Origin of the sequence: Martelella sp. NC20 (assembly GCF_013459645.1) — a bacterium.
Classification (GTDB): domain Bacteria; phylum Pseudomonadota; class Alphaproteobacteria; order Rhizobiales; family Rhizobiaceae; genus Martelella.
This window is the reverse complement of record NZ_CP054861.1, coordinates 245,156-260,996: the sequence shown is the minus strand read 5'-3', so window position 1 is coordinate 260,996 and position 15,841 is coordinate 245,156. Positions and strand designations below refer to the sequence as shown.

General features: G+C 63.0%; 14 protein-coding genes and 2 pseudogenes. 8 read left to right on the top strand and 8 right to left on the bottom strand.

What is annotated here, in order from left to right; translation table 11 throughout:
* The first annotated feature begins 123 nt into the window (after positions 1-123).
* The 3 genes and pseudogenes from HQ843_RS01255 to HQ843_RS01245 all read left to right on the top strand — a co-directional run.
* A complete protein-coding gene (locus tag HQ843_RS01255; RefSeq protein WP_180903388.1) occupies positions 124-1,281 on the top strand; it encodes an amidase in 1,158 nt (385 codons plus the stop codon).
* 7 nt (positions 1,282-1,288) lie between these two features.
* Entirely contained in the window at positions 1,289-2,875 is a 1,587-nt protein-coding gene (locus HQ843_RS01250) for a gamma-glutamyltransferase family protein (RefSeq protein ID WP_180903386.1), read from the top strand.
* Between the two features lie 107 nt (positions 2,876-2,982).
* Positions 2,983-3,225 (top strand): annotated as a pseudogene (locus HQ843_RS01245) (transposase family protein); the annotation flags it as partial.
* 112 nt (positions 3,226-3,337) lie between these two features.
* Here the strand turns inward: HQ843_RS01245 and HQ843_RS01240 are convergent.
* From HQ843_RS01240 to HQ843_RS01210, 7 genes are all read right to left on the bottom strand, one after another.
* The gene (locus HQ843_RS01240) at positions 3,338-4,222 is read right to left on the bottom strand and encodes a MurR/RpiR family transcriptional regulator (RefSeq protein WP_180900193.1); all 885 of its coding nucleotides are present in this window, start codon (positions 4,220-4,222) and stop codon (positions 3,338-3,340) included.
* Between the two features lie 14 nt (positions 4,223-4,236).
* Positions 4,237-5,271, bottom strand: coding sequence for an ABC transporter ATP-binding protein (locus tag HQ843_RS01235; protein ID WP_180900194.1), 1,035 nt, complete (start codon positions 5,269-5,271; stop codon positions 4,237-4,239).
* Positions 5,268-6,020, bottom strand: coding sequence for a glycerophosphodiester phosphodiesterase family protein (locus HQ843_RS01230; RefSeq protein ID WP_210275269.1), 753 nt, complete (start codon positions 6,018-6,020; stop codon positions 5,268-5,270). The genes HQ843_RS01235 and HQ843_RS01230 overlap by 4 nt, the downstream gene beginning before the upstream one ends.
* A gap of 26 nt (positions 6,021-6,046) precedes the next feature.
* Complete coding sequence (locus HQ843_RS01225; protein ID WP_180900196.1) at positions 6,047-6,856, bottom strand: carbohydrate ABC transporter permease; 810 nt, start codon at positions 6,854-6,856, stop codon at positions 6,047-6,049.
* Positions 6,846-7,715: a carbohydrate ABC transporter permease gene (locus tag HQ843_RS01220; RefSeq protein ID WP_180900197.1), complete on the bottom strand. Its 870-nt coding sequence runs from the start codon at positions 7,713-7,715 to the stop codon at positions 6,846-6,848. Before HQ843_RS01220 ends, HQ843_RS01225 begins: the two co-directional genes overlap by 11 nt.
* A gap of 104 nt (positions 7,716-7,819) precedes the next feature.
* Positions 7,820-9,073, bottom strand: a complete 1,254-nt coding sequence (locus HQ843_RS01215) for an ABC transporter substrate-binding protein (protein WP_180900198.1) — start codon at positions 9,071-9,073, stop codon at positions 7,820-7,822.
* 452 nt (positions 9,074-9,525) lie between these two features.
* A complete protein-coding gene (locus HQ843_RS01210) occupies positions 9,526-10,470 on the bottom strand; it encodes a LysR family transcriptional regulator (protein WP_180900199.1) in 945 nt (314 codons plus the stop codon).
* Between the two features lie 245 nt (positions 10,471-10,715).
* Between HQ843_RS01210 and HQ843_RS01205 the strand changes: the two genes are divergently transcribed.
* The 4 genes from HQ843_RS01205 (at position 10,716) to allE (ending at position 14,490) form a co-directional block, all read left to right on the top strand.
* A complete protein-coding gene (locus tag HQ843_RS01205; RefSeq protein ID WP_246710245.1) occupies positions 10,716-11,219 on the top strand; it encodes a TRAP transporter small permease in 504 nt (167 codons plus the stop codon).
* Positions 11,220-11,221: 2 nt separating this feature from the next.
* A complete protein-coding gene (locus HQ843_RS01200; RefSeq protein WP_180900200.1) occupies positions 11,222-12,505 on the top strand; it encodes a TRAP transporter large permease in 1,284 nt (427 codons plus the stop codon).
* 105 nt (positions 12,506-12,610) lie between these two features.
* Positions 12,611-13,657 (top strand): TRAP transporter substrate-binding protein, encoded by a 1,047-nt coding sequence (locus HQ843_RS01195; RefSeq protein ID WP_180900201.1) that lies wholly within the window; start codon positions 12,611-12,613, stop codon positions 13,655-13,657.
* Positions 13,658-13,746: 89 nt separating this feature from the next.
* Positions 13,747-14,490 (top strand): (S)-ureidoglycine aminohydrolase, encoded by a 744-nt coding sequence (gene allE, locus HQ843_RS01190; RefSeq protein ID WP_180900202.1) that lies wholly within the window; start codon positions 13,747-13,749, stop codon positions 14,488-14,490.
* 110 nt (positions 14,491-14,600) lie between these two features.
* On the opposite strand, the gene HQ843_RS01185 is transcribed toward allE, so the two are convergent.
* Positions 14,601-15,152, bottom strand: coding sequence for a hypothetical protein (locus HQ843_RS01185; protein WP_371822091.1), 552 nt, complete (start codon positions 15,150-15,152; stop codon positions 14,601-14,603).
* A 224-nt stretch (positions 15,153-15,376) separates the two neighbouring features.
* Between HQ843_RS01185 and HQ843_RS01180 the strand changes: the two are divergent.
* Positions 15,377-15,811 (top strand): annotated as a pseudogene (locus tag HQ843_RS01180) (DDE-type integrase/transposase/recombinase); the annotation flags it as partial.
* Between the last annotated feature and the right edge of the window lie 30 nt (positions 15,812-15,841).

Here is a 15,841-nt window from a genome sequence, read left to right as displayed (position 1 = left end):
GCAGTTTGTCGACAAACTGCGCCGGGCTTCAGCCCGGCTTTTTCGGGCGTGATCTTCGCATTGCGTTTTCAACGGCCTGCGTGCATGCTCCGGCCATTACTCCTCCATTAACGGGCATGTTTCATGACGCAATCCATCGGTCCCTTTGTCGAACGTTTCGAGCCTCCGGTCATCGCGGAAACGCCGGTTTCAGACCGGCTTTCGGGGCTGACCGTTGCGGTCAAGGACAATTTCGACATCGCGGGCGCCGTCACCGGCGGCGGCAATCCCGAATGGGCGGAGGATCAGGCGCCGGCAGCGCATCATGCGTCCGCGGTCCAGACCCTTCTCGATAATGGCGCCGCTCTCGTCGGCAAGGTCCATATGGACGAGCTCGCCTACAGCCTGATGGGGGTCAATGCCCGTTTCGGCACGCCGGAAAATCCGGCCGCTCCGTCGCGCGTCCCGGGCGGCTCTTCCTCCGGCTCGGCCTCTGCCGTCGCATCGGGGCTTGCCGATATCGGGCTCGGCTCCGATACCGGCGGTTCGGTGCGTCTTCCGGCCTCCTTCTGCGGGCTTTTCGGCTGGCGTCCGACCCATGGTCTCGTATCGGGCGAGGGGCTTCTGCCGCTGGCCGAAAGCTATGACGTGCCGGGCTTTCTGACCCGCGATCTGGAAACGCTGTCGCTGCTCGGCGACGTCTTTGCCGGCGGGCAAAGCGCCGATGACGACGTCCGGCTGGTGTTCCCCGCCGATGTCTGGCGGCTGTGCGAGGATGCGGCGGCGGCAGCCCTGAAATCAGCCCTGCCGAAGGGTGACCGCAACGACAGTCCGCTGCTTCCGGGCGGGGACTTGAAATCGCTGCTGCCGGTTTTCCGCACCCATCAGGGTTATGAGGCGTGGCGGCATTTCGGGTCGTGGATCGAAAAGCGCGAACCCGATTTCGGCCCCGGTATCCGCGACCGTTTCGCCATGGCCGCGAAGATCACACCGGAAGAGTTCGAGGAGGCGAAGGCAAGGCGCGCGGCGTTCCGCGCGCATCTGAGCCGGGTCCTGTCGCCGGGGACCGTCATGGTCTACCCGACCTCGCCGGGCCCCGCGCCGCTTCTGACCGACGGCAACGACCTCGTCGAGACCTTCCGCAACCGCGCGCTTTCGATGCTGGCCATTGCCGGCCATGGCGGCCTGCCGCAATTGTCGGTTCCGCTCGCGGCAGTTCAGGGCTCGCCGCTCGGGCTTTCGCTGGTCGCGGCACCCGGCAGCGACCGGCTGCTGATCGAAACGGCGCAACGCTTCATCTGAGGGTATCATGCTTCATTCCGCGACAGGCTTTGACGGGGCGTTTTCCGCTCCGCACCGTGCAGCAGCGCTGGCGGGACGCGACATTCTGCAGGCTGGCGGCACGGCGATCGAGGCCATGGTCGCCGCCGCCGCAACGATTGCCGTCACCTATCCGCACATGAACGGGATCGGCGGCGACGGCTTCTGGCTGATCCACCGACCCGGCCGGCAGGTAACCGGCATTTCCGCCTGCGGGCAGGCCGCCCGGCTTGCAACGCCTGAATGGTATGGCGAACGCGGCTTTGTTGACGCCATGCCGACGCGCGGGCCCGTTGCCGCCCTCACGGTTCCGGGCACGGTCGGCGGTTGGGAAAAGGCGCTGTCGCTGGTGGAAGATGAAAAACGCCTGCCGCTCGAAACGCTGCTTTCCTCGGCAATCGGCTACGCCGAAAACGGCATCGCCGTCACCGGGAACCAGTCGGACTGCACGGCCGCCAAACTTGACGGTCTGCGCGATGTCCCGGGCTTCGCCGAAACATTCCTGATCGATGGCGCGGTTCCCGAGGCGGGGGCGCGGCTTTGCCAGAAACCGCTGGCGGCGACATTGCGGGCGCTCGCGGCTCTAGGATTATCTTCCTATTATTGCGGCGATCTTGCGCGCACCCATGCGGCCTTCCTTGAGGAGAGCGGTTCTCCGCTGCGTCTGGAAGACTTCGCGGCCTATGAGGCCCGCATTGTTGACCCGCTCCGTGTCGAGACGTCGCATGGCAGGCTGATGAACATGATCCCGCCGACGCAAGGGGTCGCCTCGCTGATGATCCTGGCGGTGTTCGACCGGCTCGGGGTTACAAAGGGCGAAGGATTTGAACACCTCCACGGCCTGATCGAAGCCACGAAACAGGCCTTCATCGTGCGCAATGCCGGGCTCGGCGATCCGGATTTCATGGCCGAGCCCGCGCAGGACTGGCTTGCCGATGACCGGCTCGATGCGCTTGCGGCAAGGATCGACATGAAAAACGCCTTCCCATGGCCCCATGAGCCGGCGGACGGTGACACGATCTGGATGGGGGCGGCGGACCGCTACGGCAATGTCGTTTCCTTCATCCAGAGTGTCTATTGGGAGTTCGGCTCGGGGCTGACTTGCCCTGAAACCGGTGTGTTCTTTCAAAACCGCGGCGCCGGATTTTCGCTCGCGCCCGGACCGAACCGGCTTGCGCCGGGAAAACGCCCGTTCCACACGCTGAATCCGGCCCTTGCGCATCTGAGGGACGGTCGCGTGATCGCCTATGGCACGATGGGCGGCGAGGGACAGCCGCAGACGCAGGCGGCTGTGTTCTCGCGCCATGTCCTGTTCGGCGAAGACCTCCAGGCCGCCGTGACCGCGCCGCGCTGGCTTCTCGGCCGCACCTGGGGCGAGGAGACGACAACGCTGAAGCTCGAAGACCGGTTCGACCCGGCGCTGGTCGCCCGGCTGAAAGAAGCCGGTCACGATGTCGAAATGCTGCCTGCCTTTTCGGATGCGGCAGGCCACGCCGGCGCCATCGTGCTGCATCAAAACGGGCTGATGGAGGCGGCAAGCGATCCGCGCGCGGACGGCCTTGCGCTTGTGGATTGAGGGGCGGTTTTAGCCGGAAACCAGGTTGTCGATTTACACTTCAAACGGTTCTTCCTCAAAGCCTGTGGTTAACAGAGCGTTAGCGTGGCAGTTGCTATCTTCGGGGGATGCGAACGAAATGGTCACCCGGCCCAGGGGCTAAAGTTCTGGGTATCACACTTCAGGATGAAGAAAATTGGATTGTTTCCACTGAGGCAAAACCTGTCGGAATGTGCCCAGATTGCGGTATGCGAAATCGACACAGGCATGGTTGGCACAGCCGCTGCCTCCAGGACCTACCTGCTCAGGGTCAAGTGGTGAAAATCAAACTCGCGTTGAGCCGGTGGCAATGTAATACCAAGGCGCGAAGATGCTGACGCATCTTCGCGCCTTGGTATTATTGGCGAATAGGCACTTGGTGAGGGTTTGAAGTCGAATATGGGGATCGAAAACCCGGCGTTCCGGATTTTATCCGCGCAATCCTCACCCCCAGCTGAATGATGGTCCTTCCTCGCGGAAGCGGTCGAACTGTTCGATCGCTTTCAGCGAGCGGCCGTCGTCGATGGCGGCGAGGTCGAGGATCACGGTATTGGCGATGGTCATCGGCACGACGAGCGACTGCGACTGGCCAAGCGCTCCGCGCGAGACCGTGATGTGGTGGTCCGGCGGCGGGTCGAAACGGCCGCCTGCGACATCGGTGATCGCGAGCGTGGTCGCGCGCCGGTCGGCCGCCACGGTGCGGATATCATGCATCAACGGCGGCGGGCTGCGGAAGGCGAACAGCCACAGCACGTCCCCGTCGGACATGGTCATCAGCGTTTCGCGCAGCAGGTTCGGCGTCGCCGTCAGGTCGGTGGCGTTGTAGCCGGAGCGGTTGAGGCGGAGGTTCACCAGATAGGCGAGCGCGCCGAAATGGCCGAGGCCGACCACGAAGATCCGCCGGCAGTCGCGCACAGCTTCGGAAAAACGCCTTATCTGGCCGTCATTGACCGCCTTGCGCGCGCTTTCGAGTGCCGCGATCTCGCTGTCGATGACGGAGGAGACCAGCGCGCCCTCATCGGCGCGCAGCAGGCGGGCGGCGACGCGGGCGGCGCCATTGTCGAAATCCTCGCCCTCGTCGACCAGGCTGTTCTGCAAGAAGGTGCGGAATTCCGGATACCCCTCGAAGCCGAGCCTGCGCGCAAGCCGGACGGCGGAGGAGGGGTGAAGGCCGGCGCGATTTGAAATTTCGCGCCCGTTTTCAAGGGCCGCACGCATCGGGTTCTGCATCAACACGTCGAGGAGGCGGGCATCGGCCTCCGTCAGCCGCTCGGCATTGAGCGCCACAAGCTCACTCAGGTGCTGGGGAATATCGTCTGCTCTGTCCATGTTCCTTCCCGGTTTCAGCCTTCCTGAACGGCGAATTCGCGGCGCTCGCCGGTCCCGCTGTCGAAGAAATGCGCGGCCTTCATGTCGCAGGCGATCCAGCAGTCGTCAAGATTGGCGGGAAGCGCGCTGCGATGGGCGGTCAGCGTAACCCGGCCGGCCGGCGTCTCGCAATGGAGCACGACGTCGGAGCCGGTCATTTCGCTCAAGGTGACGCGGGCGGGAAGCGCGACACCCTCGGGCTTCGCGCCGACGAGCGTCAGCGCGTCGGAGCGCAGGCCGACGGTCAGGTTCCCGGGGATGCCCGTGCCCGGCACGGCTTCAAGGAAATTCATCTCCGGCGCGCCGATGAAGGAGGCGACGAAGCGGTTCGCCGGCCGGTCGTAGATGGCCTCGGGCGTGTCGAATTGCTGCAGGTAACCGTCCTTCATCACCGCGATCCGGTCTGCGAGCGAAAGCGCCTCGGTCTGGTCGTGGGTGACATAGATGATGGTGGCCTTCAGCGCCCTGTGCAACTCCTTGATCTCGCGGCGCATGACGACGCGCAGCGCATTGTCGAGGTTAGAGAGCGGCTCGTCCATCAGGAAGGTCGAGGTCTCGCGGGCGATCGCCCGGCCCATGGCGACGCGCTGGCGCTGGCCGCCGGAGAGCGCGGCCGGCTTGCGGTCGAGATAGGGTTCGAGCTGCAGCGTGCGGGCGACCTCTTCCGCCCTGGCGTTGCGCTCCTTCTTCGCCATGCCGCGCAGTTCCAGCCCGAAGGCGATGTTCTCGCGCACCGTCATGTGCGGATAGAGCGCGTAGTTCTGGAAGATCATCGCGATGTCGCGGTCCTGCGGGGCGATGTCGTTGGAGCGCTTGCCGTCGAGGATGATGTCGCCCTCGCGGCAGGTCTCGAGCCCCGCGATCAGGCGCAGCAATGTCGATTTACCGCAGCCGGAGGGGCCGACTATGACGATGAACTCGCCGGGCTCGATATCCATCGAGACACCGTGCAGCACGGTCGGCCCCCTGTCATAGGACTTGCGGATGGTCTTCAGTGTAATGCGGCTCATGGTCTTGTCTCCTGGCGGGCATTACGGATGGAAAGGGCAAGTGTCGGACGGTCGGTGGTGAACACTTTCACGCCGAGGTCGAACGCCTTCTCGATCTGCGGCCGGGTGTGTGCCGCCCAGCAGCCGAAGGCAAGGCCGGCGTCTTCCGTCATCGCCTTCAGGGCAGCGTTCGCGGTATCGATATTGACGCCGATTTCAGCGATGCCGCGCAGGCGGGCAATATCGATGACGCCGCGGGGACCAAGCTGGTTGAGGATTGCCGGCGAGACGAGCCATAGCGCCGGCCGCTCGGTCGCATCGGCGAGATCCGTCAGCGTGTCGAGCAGGAACGATGAAAAGGTCGCCGTTGCGAGCTTGCCTCCGGCATCGAGCGCGGCGACGGCCTTCGGCACGAAACCGGGATAAGGGCGTCCGTCATGGCCGGGCTTGATCTCGCAGCGGAAGGCGACCGGGCTTTCATTGAAGATCGCGCAGAGCTCCTCGACGTAGAGCGGATGGCGGAAGCCGGCGGCGGCGTGATCGACGATCGCGGCGCGCACCTCGGCGGCCGTCATCTCCGCGATCGCGCCGGCGGTATCGGTGGTACGGTCGAGCGTGGCGTCATGATGGACGATGATCCGGCCGTCGGCGGTCGGGTGCAGGTCGAACTCGACTTCTTCGACGGCCATGGCGGCGGTTGCGGTGAAGCCCGCCCAGGTGCTGTCGCCGAATTCGAGCGTTCCGCCGCGATGAGAAGCAATGCGTGTCACAGTGGTCTTTCCAGTCATGGTCTTGATTATTTCACGGCGCCCATGGTGATGCCGCGGATCAGGTGGCGCTCGACGAGCACGAAGCCGAGGATCACCGGCAGCAGCGAGATGGTGGAGGCGGCCATCACCAGTGGCCAGTCGATGAGGCCTTCGCCGGGGTTGAGGCGGTAAAGATGGGCAAGCCCGACCTGCAGCGTGTAGAGGTCCTCGCGGCTGGTGGCGACCAGTGGCCAGATATAGTTGTTCCACTCGCCGATGAAGATGTAGAGGCCCATGGAGAGGATCGCGGGCTTGGCGATCGGAACGATCACGCGCCAGAGCACCTTGATGGGCGTTGCGCCATCCATATAGGCGGCCTCATCCAGCGCGCGGGGGATGCCTCGGATATATTGCCGGAGGAAGAAGGCTGCGAAGCCGTTCGAGATCGCCGGCAGGATCAGCCCGGCATAGGTATCGAGCAGGCCGGCATCGGCGAGCGTCAGGTAGTTCGGGATCAGGCTGATATGGCTCGGGATCATCAGCGTCGCCACGGTTGCGGCGAACAGCAGGTTGTTGCCGGGAAAGGTGAAGCGGGCAAAGGCGAAGGCCGCCATGGTGGCGAATGCCGTGCCGATCACCGTCACCGCGCCGGAAACGATCAGGCTGTTGAAGAGATAGCGGGCGAAATTGTACTGGCCGACGGCAACTTCATAGTTGACGAGGGTGAAATGCACCGTGCCGGTATAATAGGCGGTCGAAGTCTGGAACGACATCCAGATCGAATAGAGTACCGGCGACAGGAACAGCATGCCGGCGACAAGCGCAAGGCCGGAGAGCAGGGGATTGTCAGGCTTCATAATGGACCCTCCGTCCGAGGACGCGCGCCTTGAACACGGCGAGCCCCACCAGAAGAATGAACAGCAGCACGGCAAGCGCCGAGCCCTGGCCGATATCGAAGAGCGTGAAGCCGATCTGGTAGAGGCGGTTGACGAGAAGATCGGTGGCGCCGGCGGGCCCGCCCTTGGTCATGACGTCGACCAGCGTGAACACCTGGAAGGCCTCGATGACCGAGATCACCAGCAGGAAATAAGTGGTCGGCATCACCAGCGGAAAGGTGACCCGGCGGAACACGTGGCGCCTCTTTCCTCCGTCGACGGCGGCGGCGTCGTAGAGTTCCTGCGGGATCGCCTGAAGGCCGGCGATGTAAATGACCACGTCATAGCCGAGCTGTTTCCAGGTATTGATGAAGATCAGCACGCCAAGCGCCAGGTCCGGGTTCTGCATCCACCGCACCTTGTCGATGCCGAGCACCTCGAGCAGGCCGTTCATCATGCCGAAATCGGTAGCGAAAACCCAGGAGAAAACCACGGCGATCGACACGGTCGAGGTCACTGAGGGCAGGAACAGGGCGCCGCGCAGGATGCGTCGGGAAACCGTTTCGCGGGTGAGCGCGCTTGCAAACCACAGCGCCAGCCCCAGCCGGATCGGCACGGAAATGACGGCGAAGACGGTTGTGACCCAAAGCGAATTCCAGAACGCCTGCGAGCTGAACAGGATGCGGTAATTGTCGAAGCCGACAAAAGGCTTGTCGGCCGACATGAAGTCCCACTGGCGGAAACTGAGATCGACGCTGGTGATGATCGGGATATAGGTGAACACCGCGATGAACAGCATCAGCGGCAGAACGAAAAGATAGGGTGTCAGCTTGCGCGGCATGAGCGGGCTTCCTGTGCTGCCGGGCTTGCGCGGCAGGCTGGTGGCGGTTTGGCCCGCGCGCCGGAGCGGGCGCACGGGCCTTTGCGATGTCCTGGTATCAGGGCCTATTTCGCGAGGCGGTCGGCCTCTTCGCGGGTGCGGGCGGCGAAGTCTTCGAGTGCCGGCTGCACCGCCTTGGTGCCGAGTGCCACGGCCTGCCAGACGTCGTATTCGTTGGCGCGCATCCAGGTGACGACCGGCGGACGCGGACGGCCGCGGGCGAAGTCGAGCTGGTCGATGGCAACCGTGATGCCGTCCTCGTTGGCGATCGCTTCAGCGGCGCGCGGCTCGGCGGCGGTCTTCTTGTTGATCGGCATGTAGCCGGTCGCGGCGAACCAGATCGCGTTCGATTCCGGGTTTGCGGCAAACGAGATGAACTTGTAGGCCGCGTCCTTCACATCCTGGTCGGAAGAGGAGAGGATGCCGATGCCGGCGCCGCCGATCGGAACCGAGCAGACCTTGTTGCAGGGCATGGGCAGCACGACGACGTCATCGCCGAGCGCCTTCCTGACGTCGCCGTAGTCGCCGGTCGAGTTCATCATCATGCCGGCATGGCCGGAGAGGAAGACCTGCTTGTCGGTGGACTCGTCGGTCACGCCGTCGGGCGAGGCGATCCCGTCCTTCACCAGCGAGGCCATCCACTCATAGGCTTCGACCGTGTTCGGGCTGTCGATGAGGATATCGCCGGTCTTGGAATCGATCAGATCGCTGTCGTTCGACATGATCAGTCCCCAGCGGGCGAACTGGCCCGGAGACGTCATGCCCATGACATCTTCACCGCCCAGAGTATCAGTGATCCTGGATGCGGCCGACTTGATGTCGTCGAAGGTGACGAGCGGCGGTAGTTGATCGAAACCGGCCTGCTCGAAAAGGGCCTTGTTGATGTAAAGCACCGGTGTCGAGGAATTGAACGGGATGATGTAGTTCTTGTCCTGGTAGACGCCGACCTCGCGGGCGAAGTTGAACAGGTCACCGGACAGCGGGTCGCTGGCGAGCTGCCCGGAAAGATCGTCGAGCACGCCGCGATCCGCGAACAGGCCGTAGCGGGTGACTTCCATGATCACCGCGTCCGGTGCGCGATGGGCCGGAATCGCGGCCTGGAGCTTGGCGACGATGTCGTTGTAGTTGCCGATGAACTGGGCATCGATATGGATATCGGGGTTTTCCTGTTCGAAATTGTCGATGATTTCGGCAAGCGCTTCGCCGTTGGACCTGTTGTCGGCAAAGCTGTGCCAGAATTCGACGGTGGTTTGCGCGAAGGCGGAAGGCGTCATCATGGCCACGGCGCCGGCGAGGAGATATGCGGAGAGTTTGTTCATGGGAACTGTCCTTTGCAATCCGAATTGCATTGATATGGCTATTTGCAATTATGCGTTCAGGACGACAGTCCGATGAATGAAAGATGAAGCTTTGACAACAAGCCTGGTCCCCGGACAGCTGGAGCCCTGCGGTCTCGGCTGGCTGTTGCAGTCGAGAAACGCTGCGAGGCTGAACAGATATTTGTCGATTGCTATCCCGTCCGGCTCCCCTCGGTTCGACCGAAACCGATGTTCAACGCGCTGCCGATGGATCACGGCGCACGCTTTTCGGCAAAGGGGAGCATGTAGGCGTTGTCGTTATGTCAATAAGCGACCCAACTACTTCGTTGGGCGTGGTGCGGGGAACGGCCCAAATTCCGCAATATTGACAATCAGCGCGTAGATCCCCGCACCCACCAGTTAGCCTGTTGATTGGCGTCCCTGCAGGGGTCGCCACTTCTGTTGGCCAGACTTCAATATATCTCGGCGAGCTTGCCGACTACCGGGTCGGCGAGCGGGGTCTCGATCTTGGAAATCACCTTGCGGATGCATTCCTCGGCGAGCGTCACGGATGTGTCCAGCGTGCTGTCCTTGCGGCGACCGAGCCTCAGTTCGTGGTTGGCGATGTCGCGGCCGTGGATCGGCACATAAACGAGGTGGCCTTCCTTCAGATCTTCCTCGACGTCGATGCGGCTGAGGAAGGTGATCGCCTCGCCGGTGCGGGCGATGGATTTCAAGAGCTCGATCGAATTCGACAGAACGGTGGTGCGCAGCGGAAAGCCGGCAACGGCGAAGGCTTCGGTGACCAGATGGTTGATGGTCACGGATTCGTCCGGCAGCACGATCGGCCATTTCGCGATTTCGGCGAGCCTGAGATGCGGCCGGATGGCGAGCGGATGGTTGTTGCTGACCACCACGCCGAGCCGGGTCGGGAACACCGTGTTGGCGGTGATGCCTGTGCCGTTCGCCCAGGCATAGGCAAGCCCCAGATCGCATTCGCCATTGACGAGGTCGCTTTCGACACCGGCCTCCGTCTGGCTGCGAACGGTGATCGCGATTTCGGGGTGTTCGGAACGGAAGACCCTGAGGATCAGCGGAATGATGCCGGCGGAAAGGCCATGCATCGCCGAGATCCGCACGCGCTGGCCATCGGCGCCTGCCAGCTCGCTCAGACGTTTCTTCATCCGTGCGCTGTCGCGCAGCGTCTGGCGGATGTGGGCCACCACGACCTCGCCGGCGGCGGTCACCTTCATGCCGCCGGAGTGGCGGATGAACAGCGGCGTCCCGATCTCCGCCTCGAGCTGGATGATTCGACGGTTTATCGACGATGCGGAAACGTTCAGGACATCGGCCGCCGCGCGGATGGAACCGCGCCGGGCGACCTCGTCGATTTGTGACAGCAGGCTTGAGTGAAGCATCGTGTTCTGTTTTCCGGCGATTTGTTGAAACTTATCAATAAGCGTACGCTTTTTGTGCACGCTGGTCTCGCAAAAAAACGCTCGATCAACGCAGAACTTCGCCCGTATGGTTTTCCGCAAGAGCCGACGTCCTCGGACCCATCGGCCAGAGGGAACAATCAGCCATCGCCGCAAGCGCATGGACCCCGTGGCACAATCCTGCCCGGACGCCCCCGCATGCGCTGTTGCGGGAGAAGGAGCCTGAATTGAGAGAGATCGCCGGCAAACTTTCATCGGCGCTGAACAGGGTGGTCGACGCCGTGGTCGTTATCCTGCTCGCGGCCCTGGTGCTCGATGTCTGGATCGGGGTGATGGATCGTTATCTGTTCCACTGGCAATTCAACTGGCCGGAAATCATGGCCCGCTACCTGATGATCTGGGTGGCGCTTCTCGCCATTTCCTGCGGCATCGCGCGGCGTGACCACATCGGGCTGACGATCCTGATCGACCGCTTCCCGGAAACGCTGCGTCGCGGCGTGCTGATCGGCTGCGACCTGCTGGCGCTGGCGCTGTTCATCTGGACCTTTATCTACGGCCTGCAGTTCGCGATCAGCGGGGCCTCGCGCTTCGCGATGATCTTCGGCATGTCGATGGCGCCGGCCTTTGCGGCGGTGCCGACCGCTGCGGCGCTCGCCTCTGTGCAGCTTGCGCTCTGTCTGGTGCGTGATGCCGGGCGCTACGCCATCCAGGATCAGGCGGCGGAGGTCTGATCATGGCAGTTGGCATCATCTTCTTCGGGCTTCTCGTCCTCGGCATGCCGATCGCCTTCGCCATCGGCCTTGCCGGGCTCACAGGGCTGATCCAGCTCGACAATCCCCGCTTTCTGCTGACCGGCGTCTCGAAGCTCTTCACCGGCATGGATTCCTTCACCTTCCTGGCCATGCCGTTCTTCATCCTCGCCGGCGAGATCATGAACCATATCGGCATCACCAACCAGCTCATGCGGCTCGCCCATGTGATGGTCGGCCATTTCCGCGGCGGGCTCGCCCATGCCAACATGGTTGCCTCGGTGCTGTTTTCCGGCCTGACCGGTGCCGCCACCGCCGATGCCGCCGCCTTCGGCAAGACGTTGGTGCCGGAAATGGTGCGCAACGGTTATCGCCGCGATTATGCCGCCGCCGTGACGGCCGCCGGCTCGATTATCGGCCCGACCATCCCGCCCTCCGGCCTGATGGTGGTCTACGGATCGCTGATGGGGGTCTCGATCGGCGGGCTGTTTGCCGCCGGCATCCTGCCCGGGCTGATGATCTGCGCGGTCTGCATGGCGATCATCGCGCTCGGCGCAGCGCGCAACAACCTGCCGCAGGCCGAACGCCGGGCCACGCTGAAGGAGCTTGCAAAGGCCGTCTGGAGCGCCGGCCTCGCTTTGATGATGCCGGTGATCATTCTCGGCGGCATTCTGGGCGGCATCGTCACGCCGACGGAAGCGGCCTCGGTCGCCGTCGCCTATGCGCTGTTCGTCGGGCTGGTGATCTACCGCAACCTGACGATGGTCGACCTCTACCGGATGCTGCTGACGACGGCGCGCACGACCGGGGTGATCTTCGCCATCATCGCCTTCGCCTCCATGCTCGGCTGGTGGATGAGCTATGAGCGCATCCCGCAGGCGATCGCCAGCGCGGTGCTGTCGATTTCGTCGAACCCGGCCGTCATCATCTTCCTGGTGGTGCTCATCCTTCTGGCGGTCGGCATGGTGATGGATATCACCGCCATCCTGATCATCCTCGCGCCGGTGCTGGTGCCGCTCGCCAACGATATCGGGCTGCAGCCGATCCATTCGGGCATCATCTTCGTGCTGGCGCTCAACATCTCGCTGATGACCCCGCCCGTTGGCGCCTGCCTGTTCGTGCTGTCGTCGGTCACCGGCGAAAAGCTCGAACGCATCGCGGCGAAGCTCTGGCCGTTCCTGATCGCGGAGATCGGGGTGCTGTTTGTCTTCGCCTACTGGGAATGGCTCGCTTTGCTCGTGCCACGCCTGCTGGGCTTTGCGGCCTAGGATGCCGGCGACCCCTTCTGCATGCCCGGTCCGGCGGCACGTGCCGCCGGGACGTAACCCCTGTGTCGCGGTCTCCGCGGTTAACCACAATAAAAGAGGACGAACATGAAAAAGACATTGATTACTGCCCTGACGCTCGCACTGCTGGGCAGCGCCCAGGCCTATGCGCAGGAAAAAATCATCCGCTTTGCCCATGACAGCAATGGCGATATCTACGACAATCCCAACCACGCCTGCGCCTCGGTATTCGCGGCCATCGTCAACACCGGCAGCAATGGCGCGCTGAAGGTGGAAATCTATCCTGGCGGCCAGCTTGGCACCATCGGCGAGGCTGTCCAGATGGTCCGCGACGGCGTCATCGAGGTCACCAATGCCTCGACCGGCGCGCTCGCCCCCTATTACCCGAACATCGACGTGCTGAACCTGCCCTTCGCTTTTGCCAGCAACGGCGCCGCCGACACCGTGTTCAACGGCGCCTTCGGCCACGCGCTGAAGCAGGATATCGAGGACAAGCTCGGCGATGTCGTGGTGCTCGGCTACCCGGACACCGGCGGACTGTTCGTCATCTCGAATTCGGAGAAGCCGATCTCGTCGCTTGAAGACATGAAGGGCATCCGCCTGCGCACCATGACGCTGCCGTCGCATCAGGCGATCATGAACGCGCTCGGCATGGAAGCCTATCCGCTGGCATTCTCGGAGGTCTATTCCGGCCTGCAGACCGGCGTCATCGACGGCCAGATGAACCCGATCCCGATCCTGGTCTCGGCCAAGCTCGACGAGGTACAGCAGTATCTGACGCTGACCAACCACCTCTATTCGCCGTTCACCATGCTGTTCAACAAGGCCTTCTACGACGACCTGACGGAAGACCAGAAGGACCTGATCCACACCGCGGCGCAGTCCTGCGAGAACGCCGCACGCGGCATCTCGCGCATCATCGAGGCCTCCGACCGCGGTCTCGCCGGGCTTGCCGGCGAAATGACGATCACGGCACTGTCGGCCGAGGATCGCGCCCAGATGCGTGAGGTCACCGACGTGGCCTTCGACAAGTACATGGCGGAAAACCACGGCGAGGATGCCCTCGCGCTGGTCGACCTGCTCAAGGTTGAAAGCCAGAAGGCCAACTCGACCCGCTATTTCGGCGAGGAATGAGCCGATCCGAATTTCCGGGGGAGGGGGTCTTCCCCCGGAGCGCCGGACGGAGCTGCCCGGCAACCCATCAGCCAGTACAGGAATTCAATATGCGTTCGAGCCTTGGTGAAACCCGGTCGAGCATCAAGCGTTCCCACGCGCTCATCTGCGTGGACAGCCACGAGATCATCAGCCTGCCGCACTGGCCCGGCGCAGAAGTCGTCTCCTATGTGACGCCGGGTCTCGGCGCGGGCTTCTCCCTTTTCAGGATAGTCGCGACGCGGCAAACCCGGATACCGCCCCCGCCGCATGACGGTGTCCGCTTCGTCCTGCTGCGTGCCGGCCAGGCCGAAATCCGCGACGGCGCGGATGTGCACACGCTCGGGATGGACGAATATGCCTATCTGCCGCAGGCGAGCGGCTTCACTCTGGAGATGGCGGCGGGGACGGAGATCCTCTGCCTCGAACATGCCTACAAACCGATGCCCGGTGTCCAGCCGCCCGGACCGGTCTTCAATTCGATGCCGGCAATTGCTGCCGTTCCGCTGAAGGGAAACGAGCAGCTCCGTGTCCAGAAGCTGCTGCCGGAGGAACCGGGCTTCGACATGGAGGTCAATGTGATGACTTTCGCGCCCGGCGGCTCGCTGCCCTATGTCGAAACCCATTTCATGGAGCACGGCCTGGTGATGCTCGACGGCGGCGGCATCTATCGCCTCGATGACCAATGGTACCCGGTCGCGCGCGGCGACGCCATCTGGATGGCGCCGTTCTGCCCGCAATGGTTCGGAGCGCTCGGGCGAGGCGATGCGCGCTATCTTATCTACAAGAACTGGAACCGCGATCCACTGGCGTGATCCGCCTTGCAGACGGACGGGGGGGGCGTGGCCGGGCCCGTTCTCCGTTCTCGGTTCAAATCTAAAAAAGTTTAGCCCGTGTGCCCGGCAGTCGGCCCTTTCATTTGTAGTCAGGGCCTGGTCAGGCCAAGATGCGCAGCGCAGATGTCGGCCATGGGGGTGAAGGGCATCAGGCCAAGGGAGCATTGTGCAATGCCCGGACCGTTTGCCAGCACAGGGACACGTTCACGCGTGTGATCCGTGCCGGGCCAGGTCGGGTCATTGCCGTGGTCGGCGGCTATCACAAGCAGATCGCCTTTACGGAGGCGCCGGAGCAGCGACGGCATGCGGGCATCGAAGGCTTCGAGCGCGCGGGCATAGCCGGCCACATCCCGGCGGTGACCCCACAGACTGTCGAATTCGACGAAGTTGGCGAACACCAGATCGCTGGATCCCGCCTTGCCTGTCCACTCCAGCAGCCCGTCGAACAGCGCCATGTCATCCGCGCCCTTGGTGACATCGTCGATGCCGCGATGCGCGAAGATATTGCCGATCTTGCCGACCGCGTGAACCGCCCCGCCGTTTTCGCGAACCCGGTCCCACAGCGTTCCATGCGGCGGCGCGATCGCGAAATCACGACGGTTCGCGGTGCGGCGGAAGCTTTTCCGGGCTTTCTCCCGCAAAAGGACGGGCGATCACCCGTCCGACATTCATGGGATGGAATATGTCCGCAGCGATGCGGCAGAGCTCCAGGAACCGTTCTAGCCCGAACCACTGCCCATGCGCGGCGATCTGCACGACACTGTCGGCGGAAGTGTATACGATCGGCCAGCCTGTTTCGATGTGCTGCCTCAGCGATATGCAGGAGCGAGTTGGCGCCCTCGTCGCCGTAAAGCGCGGCGTCGGCAGCGCCTCGTACAGATGTCTACAACGTCATGGCATTTCCAGGCTGCCAGAGGTCGAGGGTGACAAAACGGCCAAGAAGAAATTCAAAACTTATCCCATCGGCTATTTCCACATTGATATTGCTGAGGTTCAGACCGCAGAGGGCAAACTCTACCTCTTCGTCGCCATCGGCCGGACATCCAAGTTTACCTATGTCGAACTGCACGAGAAAGCCGGCAAGATGGCGGCAGCCCAGTTCCTGCGCAATCTGGTCAAAGCGGTTCCTTACACAATCAATATCGTACTGACAGACAACGGAATTCAGTTCACCAATCGCACCCGTGACATTCATGATTTCGGTCACATCTTTGATCGCGTCTGCGACGAAAATGTCATTGAACACCGGCTGACCAAGGTGAAGCATCCATGGACGAGTGGCCAGGTCGAGCGGATGAACAGTTCGCGGTTGCCTTTATCAGGCAGCATC

Bases quoted from the DNA above. Each gene is read 5' to 3' on its own strand.
- allE (WP_180900202.1), top strand. From the start codon at position 13,747: ATGCGTTCGAGCCTTGGTGAAACCCGGTCGAGCATCAAGCGTTCCCAC.
- HQ843_RS01195 (WP_180900201.1), top strand. From the start codon at position 12,611: ATGAAAAAGACATTGATTACTGCCCTGACGCTCGCACTGCTGGGCAGC.
- HQ843_RS01210 (WP_180900199.1), bottom strand. From the start codon at position 10,470: ATGCTTCACTCAAGCCTGCTGTCACAAATCGACGAGGTCGCCCGGCGC.
- HQ843_RS01250 (WP_180903386.1), top strand. From the start codon at position 1,289: ATGCTTCATTCCGCGACAGGCTTTGACGGGGCGTTTTCCGCTCCGCAC.
- HQ843_RS01200 (WP_180900200.1), top strand. From the start codon at position 11,222: ATGGCAGTTGGCATCATCTTCTTCGGGCTTCTCGTCCTCGGCATGCCG.
- HQ843_RS01220 (WP_180900197.1), bottom strand. From the start codon at position 7,715: ATGCCGCGCAAGCTGACACCCTATCTTTTCGTTCTGCCGCTGATGCTG.
- HQ843_RS01225 (WP_180900196.1), bottom strand. From the start codon at position 6,856: ATGAAGCCTGACAATCCCCTGCTCTCCGGCCTTGCGCTTGTCGCCGGC.
- HQ843_RS01240 (WP_180900193.1), bottom strand. From the start codon at position 4,222: ATGGACAGAGCAGACGATATTCCCCAGCACCTGAGTGAGCTTGTGGCG.
- HQ843_RS01215 (WP_180900198.1), bottom strand. From the start codon at position 9,073: ATGAACAAACTCTCCGCATATCTCCTCGCCGGCGCCGTGGCCATGATG.
- HQ843_RS01235 (WP_180900194.1), bottom strand. From the start codon at position 5,271: ATGAGCCGCATTACACTGAAGACCATCCGCAAGTCCTATGACAGGGGG.
- HQ843_RS01255 (WP_180903388.1), top strand. From the start codon at position 124: ATGACGCAATCCATCGGTCCCTTTGTCGAACGTTTCGAGCCTCCGGTC.